General features: G+C 55.7%; 19 protein-coding genes. 9 read left to right on the plus strand and 10 right to left on the minus strand.

What is annotated here, in order from left to right:
• Positions 1-130 precede the first annotated feature (130 nt).
• Positions 131-2,248 (minus strand): methyl-accepting chemotaxis protein, encoded by a 2,118-nt coding sequence (locus CU041_RS13140; RefSeq protein WP_101247263.1) that lies wholly within the window; start codon positions 2,246-2,248, stop codon positions 131-133.
• Between the two features lie 443 nt (positions 2,249-2,691).
• On the opposite strand from CU041_RS13140, the gene CU041_RS13145 reads away from it, so the two are divergent.
• Positions 2,692-3,585, plus strand: a complete 894-nt coding sequence (locus tag CU041_RS13145; RefSeq protein WP_101247264.1) for an AraC family transcriptional regulator — start codon at positions 2,692-2,694, stop codon at positions 3,583-3,585.
• Between the two features lie 74 nt (positions 3,586-3,659).
• On the opposite strand, the gene CU041_RS13150 is transcribed toward CU041_RS13145, so the two are convergent.
• The 6 genes from CU041_RS13150 to CU041_RS13175 form a co-directional block, all read right to left on the minus strand.
• Entirely contained in the window at positions 3,660-4,463 is an 804-nt protein-coding gene (locus CU041_RS13150) for a carbon-nitrogen hydrolase family protein (RefSeq protein ID WP_101247265.1), read from the minus strand.
• A gap of 3 nt (positions 4,464-4,466) precedes the next feature.
• Positions 4,467-5,519 (minus strand): agmatinase, encoded by a 1,053-nt coding sequence (speB, locus tag CU041_RS13155; protein ID WP_101247266.1) that lies wholly within the window; start codon positions 5,517-5,519, stop codon positions 4,467-4,469.
• 65 nt (positions 5,520-5,584) lie between these two features.
• Positions 5,585-6,391, minus strand: coding sequence for an ABC transporter permease (locus CU041_RS13160; protein WP_068519881.1), 807 nt, complete (start codon positions 6,389-6,391; stop codon positions 5,585-5,587).
• Entirely contained in the window at positions 6,388-7,239 is an 852-nt protein-coding gene (locus CU041_RS13165; RefSeq protein WP_101247267.1) for an ABC transporter permease, read from the minus strand. Before CU041_RS13165 ends, CU041_RS13160 begins: the two co-directional genes overlap by 4 nt.
• Positions 7,236-8,285 (minus strand): ABC transporter ATP-binding protein, encoded by a 1,050-nt coding sequence (locus CU041_RS13170; RefSeq protein WP_101247268.1) that lies wholly within the window; start codon positions 8,283-8,285, stop codon positions 7,236-7,238. The genes CU041_RS13165 and CU041_RS13170 overlap by 4 nt, the downstream gene beginning before the upstream one ends.
• Before the next feature lie 141 nt (positions 8,286-8,426).
• Positions 8,427-9,527: an ABC transporter substrate-binding protein gene (locus CU041_RS13175; RefSeq protein WP_101247269.1), complete on the minus strand. Its 1,101-nt coding sequence runs from the start codon at positions 9,525-9,527 to the stop codon at positions 8,427-8,429.
• A 182-nt stretch (positions 9,528-9,709) separates the two neighbouring features.
• On the opposite strand from CU041_RS13175, the gene CU041_RS13180 reads away from it, so the two are divergent.
• From CU041_RS13180 to CU041_RS13190, 3 genes are all read left to right on the plus strand, one after another.
• On the plus strand, positions 9,710-10,618 hold the full coding sequence (locus CU041_RS13180) for a LysR family transcriptional regulator (RefSeq protein WP_068519885.1): 909 nt from the start codon (positions 9,710-9,712) through the stop codon (positions 10,616-10,618).
• 166 nt (positions 10,619-10,784) lie between these two features.
• Complete coding sequence (locus tag CU041_RS13185) at positions 10,785-11,606, plus strand: AzlC family ABC transporter permease (protein WP_101247356.1); 822 nt, start codon at positions 10,785-10,787, stop codon at positions 11,604-11,606.
• A complete protein-coding gene (locus tag CU041_RS13190; protein WP_068519887.1) occupies positions 11,603-11,932 on the plus strand; it encodes an AzlD family protein in 330 nt (109 codons plus the stop codon). The genes CU041_RS13185 and CU041_RS13190 overlap by 4 nt, the downstream gene beginning before the upstream one ends.
• A gap of 72 nt (positions 11,933-12,004) precedes the next feature.
• Here the strand turns inward: CU041_RS13190 and CU041_RS13195 are convergent, their stop codons facing one another.
• From CU041_RS13195 to CU041_RS13205, 3 genes are all read right to left on the minus strand, one after another.
• Positions 12,005-13,600 carry a peptide chain release factor 3 gene (locus CU041_RS13195; RefSeq protein WP_101247270.1) on the minus strand — a complete coding sequence of 532 codons (1,596 nt, stop codon included), beginning with the start codon at positions 13,598-13,600 and terminating at the stop codon, positions 12,005-12,007.
• A gap of 103 nt (positions 13,601-13,703) precedes the next feature.
• The gene (locus tag CU041_RS13200; RefSeq protein ID WP_101247357.1) at positions 13,704-14,741 is read right to left on the minus strand and encodes a permease; all 1,038 of its coding nucleotides are present in this window, start codon (positions 14,739-14,741) and stop codon (positions 13,704-13,706) included.
• Positions 14,742-14,790: 49 nt separating this feature from the next.
• Positions 14,791-15,156, minus strand: coding sequence for an ArsR/SmtB family transcription factor (locus tag CU041_RS13205; protein ID WP_101247271.1), 366 nt, complete (start codon positions 15,154-15,156; stop codon positions 14,791-14,793).
• A gap of 159 nt (positions 15,157-15,315) precedes the next feature.
• Between CU041_RS13205 and CU041_RS13210 the strand changes: the two genes are divergently transcribed.
• The 5 genes from CU041_RS13210 to arsJ are packed head-to-tail and all read left to right on the plus strand — an operon-like array spanning position 15,316 to position 19,533.
• Complete coding sequence (locus CU041_RS13210) at positions 15,316-15,654, plus strand: ArsR/SmtB family transcription factor (RefSeq protein WP_068519890.1); 339 nt, start codon at positions 15,316-15,318, stop codon at positions 15,652-15,654.
• Positions 15,655-15,682: 28 nt separating this feature from the next.
• Complete coding sequence (locus CU041_RS13215; protein WP_101247272.1) at positions 15,683-16,195, plus strand: arsenate reductase ArsC; 513 nt, start codon at positions 15,683-15,685, stop codon at positions 16,193-16,195.
• A 23-nt stretch (positions 16,196-16,218) separates the two neighbouring features.
• A complete protein-coding gene (gene arsB / locus CU041_RS13220) occupies positions 16,219-17,256 on the plus strand; it encodes an ACR3 family arsenite efflux transporter (protein WP_101247358.1) in 1,038 nt (345 codons plus the stop codon).
• Between the two features lie 22 nt (positions 17,257-17,278).
• The gene (locus tag CU041_RS13225) at positions 17,279-18,295 is read left to right on the plus strand and encodes an ArsJ-associated glyceraldehyde-3-phosphate dehydrogenase (RefSeq protein ID WP_101247273.1); all 1,017 of its coding nucleotides are present in this window, start codon (positions 17,279-17,281) and stop codon (positions 18,293-18,295) included.
• Positions 18,296-18,306: 11 nt separating this feature from the next.
• A complete protein-coding gene (arsJ, locus tag CU041_RS13230; RefSeq protein WP_233433102.1) occupies positions 18,307-19,533 on the plus strand; it encodes an organoarsenical effux MFS transporter ArsJ in 1,227 nt (408 codons plus the stop codon).
• Positions 19,534-19,772: the final 239 nt, after the last annotated feature.

A 19,772-nucleotide genomic window follows, 5' to 3' on the forward strand; every position in this document is an offset into this window, starting at 1 on the left:
TCAGAAACGTCGCAGTTTGTATCTTTCTGCACGATCTGGTCGCTGTTTTGACCCATGGTGACATCAAAATACAATTGGCCCGCACAGTCAAAGTGACGTGCGGGCCAATTGTTTGAAAACAAAGGCGTGATCAGGCAGCGCCCAGCATCCCCGATTTGGGAAATGCCACCAGATTGTCCTGTTGCCAGATGTCAGAACCGTCATCAATAGCCGGATCATCGTTGCCCGATACATCATCGTCGCTTGCGGCCGAGGCCACAGCACGATCAAGCGATGCGGTCAGTTCGGTCACATTGCGTTCGACCTCGTCCGCCCGACGGTTAAGATCAAGGCTGAGCTTGCGGGTGACTTCGATGTCGTTGGAGACTTCGACAATGGCAGCACCGACATTGCGCACCGCATCCCCGGCCAGTGCGATGGCACCGGTAATTTCCTCGGTCTCGCGGCGCTGATGTTCGACGTCGCCGGCGACTTCATCGGAAATCGACATCATCGAGCGCACGGTCACGCCGACATCTTCCATCGATGCAACACACCGGTCGGTCACAGCCCCCATGGCATTGACATGTTCGGTGATCTGTTCGGTGGCGCGTTCGGTCTGACCGGCAAGGTTTTTGACCTCGGCCGCGACAACGGCAAAGCCTTTGCCCGCTTCGCCGGCACGGGCGGCCTCGATCGTGGCGTTCAGGGCCAGAAGGTTGGTTTGACCAGCAATGCCGCGGATCAGATCGACAATCTGTTCGATGCTGAGTGCGACTTCGCGCAGGTCATCGACCGCCTTGGCCGATTGTTCGGTGGAGCCAACCGCATTCTGGGCAATTTCGCGCTGACGTTCGACGCGGTTTGCAATGGACCCGATGGCTTCGGTCAGGCGAATGGCCGCATCGCCAATTGCGTTGGAATGCGACTGGCTGTCCTGTGCGGCATCGGTGGCATTCTGGGTCTGGGTGGTGACACGTTCGGCAGCCGCGGCAACTTCGGTCACGGCTTCGCGCATGCGGGTGACCTGATGGTTGACCGATTTGACCAGACCGGTGGTTTCACCTTCGATGGTTTCGGCCATGGCACCAAGGGATGCGCGGCGTTTTTCTTCCTCGATCCGTTGCAGGGTGATGCGTTCCTCGGCCATCTGTTCGATCTTGAGCGCATTTTCGCGGAAGATCGCAACAGTACGCGACATGGCACCGAATTCATCACGACGGTCGATATCGACCAGATCAATGTCGGTGTCATTTTCACTCAGGCGTGTCATGTCGCCATTCACACGTTTGAGCGGGCGCAGGATGCTCATGGCGATGCCAAGCGCCAAGGCCAGCGCCAGCGCAACGCCGATTGCCGCAACAATGATGTTGGTCAGTGCGGATTTTTCAGATTGCGCGTGGGCCGCATCAACCAGAATGGTCTGATGTTCCATGGCTTCGGCACGGATATTCTGGGTGATGGTCTGAACTTCGCGGACGGCGGATTTGAAATCATCCATCGACTGGCGGAACCCGCCGATTGAGCCTTCAAGCTGGTTTGCGCCCTGTTTGAGAAGGTCATTGTCGCGCACGGCATAGGAGAAAAGCTTTTTGTCATTGCGGGACAATTTGCCGACCGCGTTTTTGATTTCATCCTGAAGATCGGTCAGTGCCGATGTGTTCGCGCGCGCCTGATCAAGGGATTCCGGCGTGCGCAGGATGGAATATTGCAGACTGTTGACGATGGCGGCCAGATTGGCCTCGCCCAGCTTGTCACCGAACTTGTCGGCGATTTCGGGATCGCGCTTGGCGATGAATTCTTCCAGTTTGGCGGCCGATTTGCCAAGCTGATTGGCGCCCAGCAACATGGTGTCGGATGCGGCTGTCAGGTTTTCGGCCCGCAGAACCAATGGTTCAAGGGTCGCGATGTAATCGGCACTCAGACTTTCGAGTGTGTCGGCACGGGCAACATCACCCGATGCCCGCAGGGCTTCGACCAGGGTCGCGCCGCTTTGTTCGGCATTCTGGCGGATGGTTGCGATGCCTTCGCGATCAAGCGGATCGACGGTTTGGGCAAACAGAAGAACCTGGTTCGACAGGCGTTCAAGTTTCAGGGCGTAGTCATTGGCAAGACCAACAAGGCTTGTGCTTTTGGCGATACGGTCGGCGTGGGCCCCGAAGCCAAGCAGATATGTCGAAGACAGTGCACTGAGGCCGACAAGCAGGACAACCAGAACAAAGAAGCCTGCAAAAATGCGTGATCCAATGCGAATTCGATCAAGAAACATGTAAGATCCAAACAGAAAATGGGACGTTTGGCGCGATCCTTACAACGGTGCATCGCTTCGTTTTGTAACACTTAGATGAAATCCGCATTTGTCGCGCCATTCCTGAGCGTTCCGATCACTTCGCAGGTGCAAAACAACAGGAATCGCGCACCAAAATGTTCATATGAACATCGCCCTATACATCTGTTGAGGGCGACCGATACCCTGTCAAAGGCGCTGTTTCTGGAACTTTTCAAGGATCGGCGGCGACTCGCAGCTATTCGGGGCCGCGAACATGGGTGCCCCCTGCCCGGCCATCGCCGGACACATGATGGCGGATTGGCAAAAGCAACCGATAGCCAGCAGCCATACATCCAAGGCACAGCAAGAACGGGGTCTGGCCGAAAATGTCACGGTGACAATATTGTTCAAGCCGGGGGATTTTTTGGCGCTATACTTGGCGCATGGGAACAGGTTTGCCGCATAATGGTGCCGCGCGACCGCATCCGACTGCGGCCCGGCGCCCCCGCGAGATTGCCCGTCACTGGCGGGCAGCTGACGGCATTGATTTGTTCGAAGCCGATTACAAGAATTTCACCTTTCCCAAGCACAGCCATGACTATTACGCGTTCGGCACCATCCTGAACGGGGCGGAACAGTTCATGACGCGCGGGACCAATTATGTCGCATCGCGCGGGCAACTTTTGATGATGAACCCGATGCAGGTCCATGATGGCGGCCCGGCATCCGATGACGGGTATCAGTATCAGATCATGTTCATCGCACCCGAGATTTTCGGCGATCTGGTGCGTGAATTATCCCCGACCAATACCGGGCTTCCGTTTTTTGGAAATTGTGTGGTCGATGATCGGGAACTGCATCTGCAATTGCAGCAGCTTCATCGCATGTTCCGCCCGGATTTGTCGGCCACGACAAGCTTGCTCGAACGCGACAGCCAGCTTCTTTACAGTGCGGCACGTCTGGCCCTGCGCCATGCGGATGCGCCGCCCTTTGTCTATCGCCCGGGATCGGAAGACAAGCGCGTGCAGACCGTGATCGACTATATGGCGGCCCATCTTGATGAAAATATCGCGCTTGAAGATCTGGCAACCATCACCGGGCTGAGCCGGTTTCATCTGTTGCGCGTGTTTCGCGAGGCAACCGGACTTCCGCCCCATGCCTATTTCAATCACATGCGCCTGCGCCGGGCCAAACGCATGCTGTTTGACGGCGCCACAATTGCCGATGCGGCCGCGGCCACGGGCTTTGCCGATCAAAGTCACCTGAACCGGCATTTCAAAACCATGTGGGGCGTCAGTCCCGGCGCCTTTATCGCAAGCCTTGACCGCAAGGCATGATCATCAAGCCTGATCACAGATCATTTCAAGATGCCTTGATCACCCATCGCGGTTGATCGCGATCCCTGGCCCGATCAGTTTTCGTCGAGCAATCCCGCATAGCTTTCCGGGCGACGATCCGCGAGATAGGGAAATTCCGTGCGTGATTTTTTCAAGGCGTCAAAATCAAGATCGGCAAGGATCAGGCAATCTTCCCCACCGGCGCGCGCAAGGTCGGACCAGGGGCTGCAAATCACGCTTTTGCCGACATAATCCAGATCGCCTTCCTGATCACAGCGATTGGCATAGGCCAGAAACATCTGACTTTCCATCGCACGGATCGGCACCATCATTTCGGCGACCCGGTCAAAGGGTGCCATCTGGGCGGTCGGCACCAGCAAAAGATCACATCCCTTAAGCGCGATGCTGCGCACCAGTTCGGGAAATTCGACGTCATAGCAAATCAGCATCGATACCTTGATGCCGTTCCAGTCCACCACCAGCGGCAGGTTGTTACCCGGTGCAAAGCAACTGCGATCAAGATCGCCAAACAGCTGGATTTTCCGATGCAGCAACCGGCGTTTACCGGTCTTGTCAAACAGCGCACAGGCATTGTAATTGCGCCCGTCATCGCCCAGTTCGCCAAAGCCGACAACAATGGCAATCCCGGTTTCGCGTGCCATCCGGCTTACCGCGGTAAGGCTGTCACCCGACAGTTTTTCAGATTCCGCAAGAATGGCGGCGCGCCCGATATTATAACCGGTCAGATACATCTCGGGTGCGATGATCAGATCAGCACCGGCATCGCGGGCCTCACGCGCGCGGCGCGCAAGGTTCGCGATCCGGGTCGGTTTATCAATGACTGCGTCCTGGCCGGACTGATAAACCGCGATTTTCATGACTTATCCCTCACCCTTGCGGCGTTTGATTGCATCGGTCACCAGACACAGTTCTTCAAACAGCACCTGGGCACCGACATGGGCGGTATTGGTGGTGGCATCATATTGCGGGGCAACCTCGACAATATCGGCACCAACAAAATCAAGCCCCTTGAGCCCGCGCAAAATCGCCAGTGCCTCGCGCGAGGTCAGACCACCGATTTCAGGCGTGCCTGTCCCCGGCGCAAAGGACGGATCAAGACAATCCACATCGAATGAAAGATAGACCGGGCCATCGCCAATCACTTCGCGTGCCTTGGCAATCACCGCATCGACCCCCATTTTCGGGACTTCTTCGGCATGGATGACGGTCATGCCGCTGTCATAGGAAAATTCCCAAAGATATTCCGCCCCGCCGCGAATGCCGATCTGGATGGTGCGTTCCGGATCAAGAACCCCGTCCATCACCGACTGGCGGAACGGACCGCCATGATGGAACTTGGCACCTTCATATTCGCCGCTGGTATCGCAATGGGCATCAAGATGGATCATGCCGACCGGGCGGTCCTTGCCAACAGCGCGCTGGATCGAATAGCTGATCGAATGATCACCGCCAATGGCAATCGGGATTACCCCGGCATCAACGATTTTGGTGAAGTAATCGACGATGTCTTCGTGACAGCTTTCAAGCGAGAAGCGGCTGCGGAACGGCACATCGCCGATATCGGCAACATTGCAATGGGCACCGGGCACCATGCGCAACACATGTTCATACGGGCCAATGCGTTCGATGTTGCGCACTGCACGCGGACCAAGACGTGCGCCTGCCCGGTTCGTCACGCCCAAATCCATCGGCACCCCGACAAGGGCAACATCCAGACCATCAAAGTTGTTTTTTGCCGCATCGGGGGCAAAAGGCGCATCAAGGAAAGTCGGCACCCCGGCAAACGGCCATTTGCGTTCGCCGCTTGCGGAAAACTGGGTTTCGGCCACTTCCTTGAAGTGCGGATCGAACATGTCGCCGCCTTTGGCGTTGCCATATTTCTCGCGCAGTTTTGCGAGTTTTTCACTGTTCATGATGGTGGCCTCCTAGGGTCGGGTGGGACGTTTATTGTTGGGGATATGGCAGATCAAAATTTGCATCAGCCATCCTCGTCATGGCGCCAGGCGCCAAGCAATCGTGGCAAATCGCCAAACCGTGCAATCAGGCCGAACACAATCACCGCCACAGCCACAAACAGGACCGTCACGGACGCCATGGTCGGCGTATAGCCATATCGCAGGGAATTGAAGATCTTGATCGGCAGGGTCTCGACCGTGAAGCCGACCGCCATATAGGCAACGATATATTCATTGAGCGACAGCACGAACGCAAAGGCCATGCCCGAAATGATATAGGGCAGGATCAAAGGCAGGATCACGGTGCGCAGAATGGTCTTGTCATCTGCGCCCATGGTGGCGGCGGCTTCGACCAGACTGTCATCAACGGCATCAAACCCGAGTGTGAGTGTGACAAGCGGCAAGGTGACAAAGAAGATGCCGTGACTGATCACCACCGTCCATGGCTGCCCATAGGCCCCGGCCGTGGTCCAGAAACTCAGGAATCCAAGCGCAGTTATGACCGGGGGCAAGATAAACGGCGCCAGTCCGAGCACCTGAACAATCCGGGCCCAGGGCGCATGAAACCGCCACAGGAACCATGCCAGCGGAAAGGCGACAATCACCGAAAGACAGGATGCCCCGATCGCCACACCGACACTGTTAAACAGGGCCTGACGCCAACCGTCATCGGTGAAAATCTGGGCATACCAGTCCAGCGAGAAACCCTGTGGCGGGAAGGACAGCGATTTCTTTTCGTTAAATGACACCCCGGCAACCACGACAAGCGGCGCCGACAGAAACAGCACAAGCGATCCAAGAAACAGACGCAGGACAAATTTGTTGATCATGCCGCGTGCTCCTTTTTGCCATAGAGCAACGAAATCGCGACAAGCGACAGACTGACCAGCACCAGAAATACCGCCATTGCCGCTGCAAATGGCATGTTGGATTGATAGATCGCCTGATCCGTGATCAAAACCGACAATGTCCAGTGGGACGGTTTGCCCAGCAATTGCGGCAACAGATAACAGCCGAGCGCAAAGACAAACACCATGATCAGAGTGGAAACGATGCTGTTGCGAAGGGCTGGCACCACAACATTGGCAAAGCTGCGAACCGGTCCGGATCCCAGAGTCCGGGCGGCTTCGACCAGAGACGGGTCAAGACGCGACAGGGCGGGATACAGCACCAGCACGGTATAGGGGAATGTCTGATAGACCATACCGGTCATGACCGCGCCGAAACCGGGCGACAAGGACATCGGTTTGTCCATGATCCCCAGCGATACCAGCAGATTGGTGATCCCGGCCGTCCGTGACAGCAAGGTCGACCAGCCAAAGCCGATCAGGACTTCTGACAACGATAACACCGAGAGAAGAAACACCAGCCAGACAACCTGTGCCTGACGGCTCATGCGGGTCAGGATATAGGTAAACGGGAAGGCCAGAACGACCGAAACCACCGCCACCAGTGCCGCCAAACCAATCGAAAAGCCCAGAATTCCGCCAAAGAACCCGGTCAGAAAGCGCGCATAGTTTTCAAAAACAAAGGCCGGTTCGTAAAACGCCCCCTGCACGCGCTGAAAGAATGAAACGGCAATCATGATCCCGAACGGGATCACAAAGAAAACCGTCAGCATTCCGGCCGGGAATGCGATGGTGGCGTAATCGGCAAATTTTTGCGGTTTAAGCTTCATGCGTCCCCCAACACCACACAGGCTTCCCGCGGGAAGGACACTGAAACCCGGTCACCTGCCGTAACGTCGGGGCGGTCTGACGGGGTGGTTATCGCGGTAATCTGTTGACCGGACACATCAAGATAGAATTCGATGCTGGCACCAAGATCACGGATATAGGACACCGTTCCTGTCAAAATGCCCGCGGAATTTGCCCCGTCATCTTTTGCAAGGCGGATATTTTCCGGCCTGACTGAAATGGTCACATCCCCCGATGCCGGGACATCATCGGCCAGCAAGACACCACCGGCAACGGCAATCTGGTCTGCCCCGTTGACCCGCCCGGTAATCAGGTTGGTCATGCCGATAAAGTCGGCAACAAAGGCATCCTTGGGTTTGCGATAAATTTCGACCGGCGGGGCAACCTGATGAACCTTGCCCTGAGACATCACCACCACCAGATCGGCCATGGTCATGGCTTCGCGCTGGTCATGGGTCACGACAATGGTGGTAATTCCCAGCTTTTGCTGAAGCTGTTTGAGTTCGATCTGCATGCTTTCGCGCAATTTGGCATCCAGTGCCGAAAGCGGTTCATCAAGCAGGAAAAGTTTGGGTTCAAGTGCAAGCGCACGGGCAATCGCCACGCGCTGGCGCTGTCCGCCGGACAGTTTGGCGACCGGACGGTCAGCCATATCTGGCAATTGTACCAGTTCGAGAAGACGTTTGACCGCCTTGAAACAATCGGCCTTTGATCCGCCGCGAATACGCAACGGATAGGCGATATTTTCGCCCACCGTCAGATGCGGGAAAAGTGCCAGATTCTGAAACACCATGCCGAAGTCACGCTGATGGGTGGGAATGCGCGTGACGTCGTTTCCTTCAAGCAAGATCCGGCCATGGGTCGGATCTTCGAGCCCGGCAATCATCCGCAGCAAGGTCGTCTTTCCACAGCCCGACGGCCCCAGAAGACACACAAATTTCCCGTTGGGGATCGTAAGGCTGGTTTCATGAACGGCGGTAAAGTCACCGAACTTCTTTTCGATGGAATCAAAGACCAGACCAGACATTGGGCATCCTGTTTATGACATTGGACAAGGCAACCAGGCAGCATGCCGTGGCCATGGTCGATGACCGGCAGGGTGATTTGCACCCCGGGCATGCTGCCTGTCTGCAAGATCAGCTGTTAAAAGCCGGACCCTGATTGGCAATTAGCCAACAATCAGTTCGGTCCATTTCTGCGACAGCCAGTCGGCGCGCTGCTGATACATGTCATAACGCGGAATGATCGGTTCGATTTCCGAGGAAACCGACGCGAATTCGGCATCGGTCAGGCCGGTTTTGGCCCGCGGAATGGTCGGGGATGTGCCGACCTTGCGCGACAGCAATGCCTGGATTTCCGGCTGGCTCATGAAATCGATAAAGACATGGGCCAGATCGAGCTTCTCAGAAGCCTTGGAAACCGCCCAGCTGCCGGAATCGTTAATGCCGCCTTCTTTGGGGAAGGTCGAACGCACCGGATAACCATCGGCCGCCGCAAGACCGGCAACATCGTGGTAATACTGGCCCATCGGGATTTCACCCGATTTGAGTGCCTGTTCGAACTGGGCTTCGTCACGATACCAAAGCTGCACGTTGTCTTTAAGTTCGGCCAGCTTGTCCATGACCTTGAGAATGCCTTCTTCGGTATCAAGGATTTCCTGACCACCGAAATAGGTCTTGGCCGTGACATCCAGCAGGAAGGAGTTGGTGACAAGCGCAAGAAGACCAAGCTGACCTTCACGTTCGGGTTTCCAAAGTTCGGCCCAGCTGGTCGGTGCTTCGCCAATCACGTCAGAGTTGGAAACAAGGGTGATGTACCAGGTAACCGCACCAACCCCGCAAACACTGCCATCATCATATTTGTTGATAAAGGCCGGGATGACATTTGCAACATTAGGCATTTTGGCCGGATCAAGTTTCGCCCAGATGCCAGCCGCCGAACCACGCAGCATGCTGACCTGTGAAATCATCGATACGTCGGCTGGTGCCTGACCGGCGCGCGCTGCCTGTTCAAGCTGCACCAGCCATGCTTCGCCCGTCGGCTGGGCAATCGATTCGACGGCAATGCCGGTCGCCTTGGTGAATTCGGGGAAGATATGCTTGTCAAAGCTGTCTTTGAAATACCCGCCGTAAGCGCCGATCTTGAGGCTTTTTTCCTGGGCTTTCAGAATGCCCGGAAAACCTGTGATCCCCGCCATCGCAACCGCAGAACCGCCAGCAATCCCTGCCAGCACGGAACGGCGGCTGATACCCTTTTTCATGTCGTCCATGTGATCCACCTCTGATAATTGGCGGGTCTTGGCCCGCCTGTGTTTTTGTTTCTTGCCATCGCCTTTTCCCAGAACAGCGATGTCGTTTGCCTAGCAGATCAAATTGCGCGACCCGAAAAAATCACGTAATGCTGAAACTTACTTTGGGATTCTTCAAAGTAAGTCACGGGGGATGTGTCGGAATGGCGATGGAACAAACCGATCTCAAGCTTTTGCGTATTTTTTTGACCATCGTTGAAGCCGGCGGATTTGCAGCCGCACAAAGCGAACTCAATCTGTCGCTGTCGACCATTTCAAGTTATGTCACCGCCCTTGAAACAAGGCTTGGATTTAGTCTGTGCAAACGCGGACGCAGCGGCTTTTCCCTGACCCGTGAAGGTCAGGTGGTATTCGAAGAAGCCCATCGCCTGTTCAAATCGGTATCGCATTATGAAACCAAGATGCGGTCGCTACGCGACAAGCTTAATGGCACATTGACCATCGGTTTGACCGACAACACCATCACCGATCCGGGGGCGCGCCAGATTGAAAAAACCATCGCGCGTTTTGTCGAACAGGCCCCGGATGTAACATTGAATGTTGTGACCTATCCGCCCAATGATTTGCTGCGCGAAGTCGTGACAGGCGCCATTCAGGTCGGTGTCTGTGCCTTTCCCAAAACGGTTCTGGGATTAAGCTACATCTCGCTTTATCCGGAAATGCACCGGTTTTATTGCGGGGTGGATCACCCGCTTTATCATCAGCCCGACAGTGAAATCGATATTGACGAAATCCGGCGTTTCCGGATTGTCGGGCGGAAATTCTGGCTTGGCCGCGACCTTAAGGATTTTGCGATCGCCCGCCCGCACGCCACGGTTTCGGATATGGAGGCCGAGGCACGCCTGATTCTGTCGGGTGCGTTTCTGGGCTATTTGCCCGAACATTATGCAAAACAGTTCGTCGAAGCCGGGCGGATGCGCCCGATCCGCCCCGATCAGTTCTTTGTCGAGGCAATGTTTCAGGCAAGCTTTGATTCCAACAAGCAGCTTGATCCGGTTGCCGAGCTGTTTCTTGACCTTCTGATCGAAGACTTTGGCGCAAAGCGGGTGTGAATTTCAAATCGCCGCCTGATCGGGCAATAGCAATATCGTCCAATACGTCCTGTCTGATCTGCCCGATAGTGGAGCCTGTAAGACTTGGCTCCTCGCCCACCAGCAAACCGGAACCGCCAGTCGCCCCCAAATGAACTGGCGCATAAAACAATAGGAAATGTCGGAAATGTCACGCCCCGGACCTGCCCAAATCGGGCATTTCGACCCTGATACCATCAGACGCGGCGCGATCGCGTGCCTGCCACTTTTGCCAAGCACCATTATCTTTGGCGCGGTGCTTGGCGTTCTTGCGTCCCAGCGCGGCTTGTCGTTGGGCGAACTTTTATTCATGAGCCTGACGGTCTTTGCCGGATCGGCCCAGTTCGTGTCGGTTGATCTGTGGCGCGAAACCATTCCGGCCGCCACCATCATCATCGCAACAGCGGTGATCAATATGCGCTATATCCTGATTGGTGCGTCGCTTCGCCCGGTTTTTCGTGGCCGTCCGCTTTGGGTCAAGATTTGCGGCATGCATATGGTGGCCGATGAAAACTGGGCGGTGACCATGACCCAGCCAAACCTTGCCAATCCGGGCTTTCTGCTGGGTGGCGGGATCTTTCTTGGTGTGGTCTGGGCGACGGGCAATATTGCCGGTTACCTGCTGGGCGGCGGCATTCCCGACCCGGAAGTCTATGCGCTTGATTTCGCCTTTACCGCGGTTTTTGCCGCCCTGACCATTGGCATGTGGAAGGGCAAGGTTGACCTTTTGCCATGGGTGGCCGCCGCGATCGGATCCATCATCGGGCACTATACCCTGCCCGGCACCTGGTCGATCCTGGCCGGTGCGGGGGCCGGTGTTGTCACCGCGGCCCTGACATGGCGCCCGGATATGGATGATGACAGTCTTGAGGCCGAATTTGCCGTGGAAGGCCGCGATGCCTATGGCGCCCCCGAAGGCACCGTCAACACCGGCAAAACAGCGACCTTCAGCCCGGAGGCCGGCAAATGACCCAGTTCCCTGATCTGACGACTTTCAGCCTTGAAGCCGTTTTGACCATCCTTGGCATGGCGGCTGTAACATACGGCATGCGTCTGGGCGGGCTTTTGATGGCCGATCGGTTGCCGCAACATGGCCGCTGGGCGCATGTGCTCGAACGTCTTCCCGGTGCGGTTCTGATTTCGGTCTGGGTGCCCAGCGCACTTTCGGCCGGGGCCATCGGCATTGCCGGTGCGGCAGCAACAGTCGTTACCATGGCGCTTGCGCGCAACCTGTTTGCGGCCATGGCCGTGGGGATGGTTCTGGTGGCGGTCGGGCGGTATTTTATCGGCACGTAGACAACAGCGTCTTTCCAATAAAAAAGCCGCCCGACAATGGGCGGCTTTTTGCATTTGGCAGGAATGCCTGTATCAGGCAGCAACCATATTTTGTTCGCGGGTGGATTCGAACTTAAGGTTCGGCCAGTCGCGTTGCGTGGTTTCAAGGTGCCAGGCGTTACGCGCGATAAAGACCAGTGTATCGTCATGGTCTTCAAACAGTGCCGACTGGTTTGAATCGCGGAACTTCTTGATCTCAAGCGGATCATCGCCCATGACCCAGCGCGCCGCATAGGCCGGGGTCTGTTCGAAATGGACCTTGATGCCATATTCAGCCGCGATGCGTTCCTTGAGAACTTCGAACTGAAGTTGGCCGACCACACCGACGATCCAGTCCGCCCCCATCATCGGTTTAAAGACCTGGGATGCGCCTTCTTCGGCAAGCTGTTCAAGGGCACGCTGAAGGTGCTTGCCCTTAAGCGGGTCATCAAGACGGACTTTCTGTAGCAATTCCGGAGCAAAGGCCGGAACACCGCGGAAGCGAAGGTCTTCGCCCTCGGTCAGGGTATCACCAATACGCAGCGTGCCGTGGTTCGGAATGCCGATAATGTCGCCCGGCCAAGCTTCTTCGGCAATGTCACGTTCATTGGCAAAGAACAGCATCGGGTTATGCACCGCCATCTGTTTGCCCGCACGGACATGTTTAAGCTTCATGCCGCGTTTGAAATGGCCCGAACACAGACGGATGAATGCAATACGGTCGCGGTGGTTCGGGTCAATATTTGCCTGAACCTTGAAGACAAAGCCTGCGACCTTTGGTTCGACTGCGTCGACCAGACGGGTTGCGGCTTCTTGCGGGCGCGGGGTCGGGGCGATATCGCCAATGCCGCGCAACAATTCACGCACGCCAAAGTTATTGACTGCCGACCCGAAGAAGACCGGGGTCAGATGCCCTTCGCGATAGCTTTGCAAATCAAATGGCGGGCAGATTTCGCGCACCATTTCGACTTCTTCGCGCAGCTTCTCCAGAAGATAATCCGGGATCAGTTCATCAAGCTTGGGATCATCAAGGCCTTTGATCGGGATGGCTTCCTTGACGACATTGCCGCCTTTTTCCATGAACAGAAGCTGATCATTGACCACATCGTAACAGCCATGGAAATCACGGCCCGACCCGATCGGCCATGTTACCGGCGACACATCAAGGGCCAAGTCCTGTTCGATCTGATCAATCAGTTCGAACGGATCGCGGGATTCACGGTCAAGCTTGTTGACAAACGTCGTGATCGGCACATCACGCAGACGGCAGACCTCAAACAGTTTGCGTGTCTGGGCCTCGATACCCTTGGCACCGTCAATCACCATGACGGCGGAATCAACTGCGGTCAGCACGCGATAGGTATCTTCGGAAAAGTCTTCGTGGCCCGGCGTATCAAGCAGGTTGAAGATGTTCTTTTCAAACTCGAAGGTCATCACAGCCGAAGACACGGAAATGCCGCGGTCCTGTTCGATCTTCATGAAGTCCGAACGTGCGCCGCGCTGTTCCTTTTTTGCCTTCACCGCACCGGCCATCTGAATGGCACCCCCGAACAGCAGCAGCTTTTCGGTCAGGGTCGTTTTACCCGCATCCGGGTGGGCAATGATGGCGAAGGTACGGCGACGCGATACCTGCTGGTCAATCATCGACATGGTTATCAACTTTAATCCGATATGAATTTCTTGGCGCGCAATGTAGCGATTTTTACGCCCAATGCCACCGTGAAATCGTCATATCGGGCATGTAGGGCTGCAATCAGCCCAGCCAAATCTGCGAAATCACCCCGATTGCGAACGATCCGACCAGCGCATAGGCCAGATACAGGACAAAGACGGGCTTTTTCACCAAGGCAAACACCGCAATTGCCGCCGGAATTGATGACACGCCGCCCGCGACCAGAAACGCCATCGCCGCCCCCGATTGCATGCCTTGGGCAATCAGGCCCTGCATCACCGGAAGGGCTGCATAACCGTTCAAATAGGCCGGAACACCAACAAGGGTGGCAATGGCAATCGGACCAACGCCATCCCCGCCAAGCAGGCCGCTGACACTTTCGGCCGGGACATAGGCCACCATCATGCTTTCGAGCAAAAAGGCAAAAGCCATCCATTTGCCAAGGAAGATCATGTTTGAAAGCGCCGATTTGCGGAACCTGGTCACCCGGTCGCCATCCTGCCAGAATTTCCAGACGACTTCCTTGGGCGCGCGGACCTTGGCCCCGCCGCATCCGCCATTGCCAACCCCGTCGCGCAGCGGATCAGTGAGGAAGCCGCGACCCACCAGCCACATGGTAACAAAGCCCCCCATCAGACCAAGCGCGATGGCGGCAATCATTTTGATCACCGCAAAATCGGTTCCCAAGGTGCCTGCTGTCAAAACAAACATTGCCGGATCAATCACCGGCGATGCCAGCCAGAATGCCATAACCGGGGCAAGCGGAACCCCCATGGCCAGCAGGGCCGCAATCAGCGGAATAACCCCGCAGGAACAGAACGGTGACAAGGCCCCGAATGCGGCCGCGGTAAAGACCATGCGCACCGGATGCCCGGCAAAGGCCCGCGAGATCAGGTTATCCGCCCCGCTCGCCGTGGCATAGGCGGCCATTGCGATCGACAGCAACAAATAGGGCGCGGTCCCGATAAAGGCATCAAGGGTGAATTCAATGCTTGGCACCAGTTGCGCAGGATCGAACAGATAGACCGCCAGCAAAATCGCCAGTCCCGCCAACAGAACGCGGTCAAATTGACGGGCTGAAACGCCGAGACGGCGGAGTTGCAATGTCAGGGCAGTCATATCCATATCCCTAGAAAATTAGTTATATTATCCCAAACAAAAGACCCGCTTATGCAAGGGCCTTGGAATCCTTGTTGCTGATGGCACCGGTTTCGGTTGTGGAATCGCCTGATGACAGGGGTGAAAGATCAACACCGCTGCAACATTCATCGGCAATGAAGCCGACGATATTTTGCATCACGTCAAAATCCGCCCGGTTGCGGGTTTCACGGCCCTGCTTTTCCTGGGTGACAAGACCGGCCTGAACCAGCGTGCCAAGATGATGTGCCAGGGTCGATGCCGGCAATTCAAGCAAACGGCCAATATCACCGATATTCAACCCATCGCGTCCGGCCTTGACCAGTTGGCGATAGATTTTCAATCGGGCTTCATGGCCCAGTGCCGCAAAGGCAGGTGCGATGTCTTTTTCTTTCATGTCGCAATCATAACTATATTTCTAGTTATTTAAACATATTTTTGCGCTGCGAATAAAGAATTGATTTCAAAACATAAATTTTGAACCCGGGTTTAAAGCAAGATCATGACACGCAATTGTCACTTGCCAATTGATCAATATGTCGATAATTCCAGACATATGGACACAAATAACGCAATTACCGCCCTGGCCGCATTGGCACAGGAACACAGACTGGCTGCTTTTCGCTTGCTGGCCGCGACCGGGGAAACCGGCATGGCCGCCGGGGAACTGGCACGCCAAATCGGCATCCCGCACAACACAATGTCATCGCATCTGGCAACATTGAGCAATGCGGGACTGATCACCGCCACGCGCGATGGCCGATCCATGATTTATCGCATTGTTCCCGCCGCCATGCGGGCATTGCTGGGATTTCTGACCGATGACTGCTGTCAGGGGCGCCCGGAACTTTGCGGGCTGGCACCGGTGACGGCACCAAAGACAGAATGCTGTTAATTCAATCTGCCTTTCAGGGGACAAACACATGTCTGGTGGAACCTATAACGTGCTTTTCCTGTGCCGGGCCAATTCGGCGCGCAGCATCCTGGCCGAAGCCATCCTGAAAAAGGAAGGTCACGATCATTTCTTTGGCTTTAGCGCCGGGTCCTACCCACGCGGCGAAATTCACCCCTATGCGCAGGAGCTTCTGACCAGCCTTGGGCACGATATCAGCAGCTTTTCCTCAAAGGGGATGGAAGTCTATTCCGAGCAGGACGAAGTCAGGTTTGATTTCGTTTTCACCGTTTGCGACGCCACCGCCAATGAAGATTGCCCGATCTTTCCCGGATCCCCGATGACCGCCCATTGGGGTGTGCCTGACCCGGCCGCGGTTACCGGCAGCGACGCCGAAAAACGGCTGGCCTTTGCCGATACCTATCGAATGTTGCGCAACCGGATTTCGATTTTCACAAGCCTGCCTTTTGCATCGCTTGATCGCCTGTCGCTGCAAAAGGAAATCGACAGGATCGGCCATATTTCAGATCGCGAGGATGCATGACACAGAAAAAGGACACCGCCGCCATGGGATTGTTTGAACGCTACCTTACGGTTTGGGTCGCGGTCAGCATCGTGGCCGGCATTGTGCTTGGCGAACTGTTTCCGGCCCTGTTTCAGACGATTGGCAATCTGACGGCCTATGAGATCAATTTGCCGGTAACGGTTCTGATCTGGTTGATGATCGTGCCGATGCTGATGAAGGTCGATTTTGGCGCCTTGCACGAAGTCGGTCGGCAATGGCGCGGCATTGGCGTGACACTTGGCGTGAACTGGCTGATCAAACCGTTCACCATGGCGGCCCTTGGCTGGCTGTTTATCGGGTTTCTGTTTCGCCCGCTTTTGCCCGAGGCCCAGATTGAAAGCTATATCGCGGGCCTGATCCTTTTGGGGGCGGCACCGTGCACGGCGATGGTGTTTGTCTGGTCGCACCTGACCAAGGGGGATGCCAATTTCACCCTGACGCAGGTGGCCCTTAACGACACCATCATGATTTTCGCCTTTGCCCCGATTGTTGCGCTGTTGCTTGGTATTTCGGCGATTACCATTCCGTGGGAAACCCTGACCATTTCGGTCGTCGCCTTTATCGTCATTCCGGTGATTGCCGGTCAGGTGATCCGAAGCCGGGTAATGAAGGGCGGCATTGATCATTTCAATGCATTTGATGCCCGGCTCAAACCGGTTTCGATGATCGCACTACTGACAACACTGGTCTTGCTGTTTGCCTTTCAGGGGCAACAGATCATTTCCCAACCGATCATCATCGCGCTTCTGGCCGTGCCGATCATTTTGCAAACCTATTTCATTGCTGCCATCGCCTATGTCGCCAACAAGTTTCTGGGGGTGGAGCACAGGATTGCCGCACCCTCGGCGATGATTGGTGCATCAAACTTCTTTGAACTGGCGGTCGCCACCGCCATTGGCCTGTTCGGCTTTTCATCGGGTGCGGCATTGGCGACCGTGGTCGGCGTTCTGGTCGAAGTTCCGGTGATGTTATCGCTGGTTGCCATTGCCAACCGGTCACGTGGCTGGTTCGCATCAAACACCGCCCCGCAAAACAAGTAATCCACGCATTCAGGTAATCGAGATGAGCAAGAAAATACGCATCGGCATCAACGGTTTCGGCCGCATGGGGCGGCTGGTTTTACGGGCGGGCTGGGGTCACCCGAACCTTGAATTTGTTCATATCAATGAAATCCGGGGCGGGGCCAAAACTGCGGCCCATCTTCTGGAATTTGATTCGGTTCATGGCCGCTGGTCCAACCGGGTTGATTGCATCAATGACCAGGTGGTGATTGATCAGACCCACAAGATTTCGTTTTCCGAAAACGCCACACCGGCCGACACCGACTGGATCGGCATGGGGTGCGACATCGTTCTGGAATGCACCGGCAAATTCAAAACGCCCGAAACGCTTCAGCCCTATTTTGATCAGGGTGTGAGAAAGGTCATTGTCGCAGCCCCGGTCAAGGAAGGTGCGCTTAATATCGTCTATGGGGTCAATGATGATCTTTACGATCCGGCGACACATCATCTTTTGACTGCGGCAAGCTGCACCACCAATTGTCTGGCCCCGGTGGTCAAGGTCGTGCATGAACAACTGGGCATCAAGCATGGTGCGATCACCACCATCCATGATGTGACCAACACCCAGACGATTGTCGATCTTCCGCATAATGACCTGCGCCGGGCGCGGTCGTGCCTGCAATCATTGATCCCGACCAGCACCGGCTCCGCCACCGCGATCACGATGATTTATCCGGAATTGGCAGGAAAATTGAACGGGATTGCCGTGCGTGTGCCGCTTCTTAACGCATCGCTGACCGATTGCGTGTTTGAAGTGGCGCGCGATACCGATTTTGAAACGGTCAATCGCCTGATGCGCGAGGCATCGGAAACCTATCTTGCCGGTATTCTGGGCTATGAAGACCGCCCGCTGGTCAGTGTTGATTACCTTAATGACAGCCGGTCTTCGATCATTGATGCCGGATCGACCATGGTGATCGACAAGCGACAGGTCAAAATACTGGCCTGGTATGACAATGAATGGGGCTATGTCTGTCGTATGGCGGATCTGGCTGCCAAAGTCGCGCAATCGCTTTAGGAATGCCGATCATGTCATCTGCCATTCGCAATTATGCACTTGTGACCGGGGCCTATTGGGGCTTCACCCTGACTGACGGGGCGTTGCGGATGCTGGTGCTGTTGCATTTCCATGCCCTTGGCTATTCGGCATTTGAAATTGCCCTTCTGTTCATCCTCTATGAAGTGGCGGGGATTGTAACCAATCTGGTTGGCGGATGGCTGGCACAAACACGCGGGCTGCGCTTTACCCTTTATAGCGGATTGATCCTCCAGATCGCATCGCTTGCCGCCCTTTCGCAAACACAGGCCGATTGGGCACCGGCCATTTCAGTTATCTATGTCATGGGACTTCAGGCCGCATCGGGGGTTGCCAAGGACCTGACCAAGATGTCGAGCAAATCGGCAATCAAGGTTCTGGTGCCTGCCGATGCCGGGGGTGCGCTTTTCAAATGGGTTGCCCTTTTGACCGGGTCGAAAAACGCCCTTAAAGGGGTCGGCTTTTTCATGGGCGGTGCGCTTTTGTCCTGGCTTGGATTTTCCGGGGCGTTGCTTGCCATGGCGGTCGGCCTTGCCATCACGCTGATCGCGGTTGCGCTGTCACTGGGCAATGCGATGTCCGGACCATCTGAAAAGATCAAACCCAAATTCCGTGACGTGTTTTCGCGTGACCGCAAGATCAATGTCCTGTCGGCGGCCCGGCTTTTCCTGTTCGGGTCGCGTGATATCTGGTTTGTGGTCGGCCTGCCGGTGTTTTTGGCAGCCGAACTGGGCTGGAACCATATCGAGGTCGGCACCTATATGGCGCTTTGGGTGATCGGATACGGCTTCATTCAGGCCTTCGCCCCCAAAATGCTGCGCGCCGGATCACACGAACCCGATGGCTGCACCGCCCGGTTCTGGATCGCAGCCCTGATCGCGGTGACCACTGCCATTGCCGCAGCCGTCACACAGGGGATTGCGCCGCAACTTGCAGTTCTGGGCGGGCTTTTGGTGTTCGGCATTGTCTTTGCCGTGAACTCGTCACTGCATTCCTATTTGATCCTTGCCTATGCCGATGGCGACAAGGTCGCGATGAATGTCGGGTTTTATTACATGTCCAATGCCATCGGGCGGCTTTGCGGGACCATTCTGTCGGGCGTTGCCTATTCCTATGGCGGGCTGGTCGGATGTCTTGTGACGTCGATTGCGTTTTTGACCATCAGCTGGATCATCAGTGCCGCCCTTCCGGCAAGAAGCGCCGTCACACCGCAGAGTTGAACAAAAAAGTTCTTTCGCAGATGCGGGATAAATGACTGAAAAGACTCACAATCCGGATTCACGAAAATTTCATCGTGCAAAAAACCGTGACAAGACACTGCATATAGGGGTACGATTCCAATCAACGGTCAATCACTGGACCGCAGGAGGGGTTCCCGAGTGCCGCGAAAAAGCGTCTTACAACGAGAATTTTCGCCCCCCGGATCGCACATGCAACATGTTGTGACCGGCGGAAACTC

The organism is Thalassospira povalilytica, assembly GCF_002844235.1.
Lineage (GTDB): Bacteria > Pseudomonadota > Alphaproteobacteria > Rhodospirillales > Thalassospiraceae > Thalassospira > Thalassospira povalilytica.

Bases quoted from the DNA above. Each gene is read 5' to 3' on its own strand.
- CU041_RS13140 (WP_101247263.1), bottom strand. From the start codon at position 2,248: ATGTTTCTTGATCGAATTCGCATTGGATCACGCATTTTTGCAGGCTTC.
- CU041_RS13145 (WP_101247264.1), top strand. From the start codon at position 2,692: ATGGGAACAGGTTTGCCGCATAATGGTGCCGCGCGACCGCATCCGACT.
- CU041_RS13150 (WP_101247265.1), bottom strand. From the start codon at position 4,463: ATGAAAATCGCGGTTTATCAGTCCGGCCAGGACGCAGTCATTGATAAA.
- speB (WP_101247266.1), bottom strand. From the start codon at position 5,519: ATGAACAGTGAAAAACTCGCAAAACTGCGCGAGAAATATGGCAACGCC.
- CU041_RS13160 (WP_068519881.1), bottom strand. From the start codon at position 6,391: ATGATCAACAAATTTGTCCTGCGTCTGTTTCTTGGATCGCTTGTGCTG.
- CU041_RS13165 (WP_101247267.1), bottom strand. From the start codon at position 7,239: ATGAAGCTTAAACCGCAAAAATTTGCCGATTACGCCACCATCGCATTC.
- CU041_RS13170 (WP_101247268.1), bottom strand. From the start codon at position 8,285: ATGTCTGGTCTGGTCTTTGATTCCATCGAAAAGAAGTTCGGTGACTTT.
- CU041_RS13175 (WP_101247269.1), bottom strand. From the start codon at position 9,527: ATGGACGACATGAAAAAGGGTATCAGCCGCCGTTCCGTGCTGGCAGGG.
- CU041_RS13180 (WP_068519885.1), top strand. From the start codon at position 9,710: ATGGCGATGGAACAAACCGATCTCAAGCTTTTGCGTATTTTTTTGACC.
- CU041_RS13185 (WP_101247356.1), top strand. From the start codon at position 10,785: ATGTCACGCCCCGGACCTGCCCAAATCGGGCATTTCGACCCTGATACC.
- CU041_RS13190 (WP_068519887.1), top strand. From the start codon at position 11,603: ATGACCCAGTTCCCTGATCTGACGACTTTCAGCCTTGAAGCCGTTTTG.
- CU041_RS13195 (WP_101247270.1), bottom strand. From the start codon at position 13,600: ATGTCGATGATTGACCAGCAGGTATCGCGTCGCCGTACCTTCGCCATC.
- CU041_RS13200 (WP_101247357.1), bottom strand. From the start codon at position 14,741: ATGACTGCCCTGACATTGCAACTCCGCCGTCTCGGCGTTTCAGCCCGT.
- CU041_RS13205 (WP_101247271.1), bottom strand. From the start codon at position 15,156: ATGAAAGAAAAAGACATCGCACCTGCCTTTGCGGCACTGGGCCATGAA.
- CU041_RS13210 (WP_068519890.1), top strand. From the start codon at position 15,316: ATGGACACAAATAACGCAATTACCGCCCTGGCCGCATTGGCACAGGAA.
- CU041_RS13215 (WP_101247272.1), top strand. From the start codon at position 15,683: ATGTCTGGTGGAACCTATAACGTGCTTTTCCTGTGCCGGGCCAATTCG.
- arsB (WP_101247358.1), top strand. From the start codon at position 16,219: ATGGGATTGTTTGAACGCTACCTTACGGTTTGGGTCGCGGTCAGCATC.
- CU041_RS13225 (WP_101247273.1), top strand. From the start codon at position 17,279: ATGAGCAAGAAAATACGCATCGGCATCAACGGTTTCGGCCGCATGGGG.
- arsJ (WP_233433102.1), top strand. From the start codon at position 18,307: ATGTCATCTGCCATTCGCAATTATGCACTTGTGACCGGGGCCTATTGG.